Source organism: Pedobacter foliorum, assembly GCF_013266735.1.
Classification (GTDB): domain Bacteria; phylum Bacteroidota; class Bacteroidia; order Sphingobacteriales; family Sphingobacteriaceae; genus Pedobacter; species Pedobacter foliorum.
This window is the reverse complement of sequence record NZ_JABSNU010000037.1, coordinates 1-795: the sequence shown is the minus strand read 5'-3', so window position 1 is coordinate 795 and position 795 is coordinate 1. Positions and strand designations below refer to the sequence as shown.

At 40.5% G+C, this 795-nt stretch carries 1 protein-coding gene; it reads right to left on the bottom strand.

Translation table 11 applies throughout. From position 1 onward, the window contains the following. Window positions 1–32: 32 nt before the first annotated feature. Window positions 33–795 (bottom strand): ISAon1 family transposase (locus tag HQN83_RS25165; protein WP_173094506.1); only part of this gene is annotated, 763 nt, incomplete at its 5' end.

The window sequence follows — 795 nt, the reverse complement described above, 5'->3', positions numbered from 1 at the left end:
GGATCAAGCGGAATTCTTGGGGGCATGAAACTTTAAGCATAGATTTTAGAAAGTCTGAACAGAAAGAATTTGACATCTCTTACCCCTCTAGAAGTTGCTCTGAAAGCTTTGACCTTTGCATTGAATGATTCAGCAGAAGCGTTCGTTGATCTGTTAGTAAAGAAATTCAGAATAGACAAATAATGAGCCTGTATGGATCTGGATACTGTTCTGAATGCTTCTATTGCGGAATCTTCCACATCATTATACCATAATGCCAGTCTTTTAAATGCCTGCTCCTTGCTTTTACATATCTTAAATATTTCGCCTAATCTAAGAGATAGTTTATAAGCCTTTTTTAATTCTGGATATCGCTCAAAGAGTAGTTCCGCACGATTTTTCTGAACCTGAGTCCACTTGCTATGGTGCTTGAATAGCAAATACCTGCTTCTGGCTAGCAATTGCTTTAGCGTATCTCCATTGGAAAGCACCTCCCCACGGAAAATGGTTTTAGCTCTCTTTGCTTGTTTAATGGCTTCATTTTCTGCATCCAGAGCTTCCCAACGGTATTTGATCCTGCATTCCTGTACAGCATCATAAGCAAGTTTTTGAACATGGAAACGGTCGATAACCCTGTGCGCATTGGTAAAACACCTCCTAATTGCCAACTGCATATTTGCAGCCATATCCATCGTGACTTCCTGTACTCGTTTGCGAAGCCTTTCGGGTATTTTCTTCAGTACGGTGATAATATCCTCGGCTACTGTACCTTTAATCATGGCTACAATAGCGCCTTTACGACCTTTTGCAGTCTTA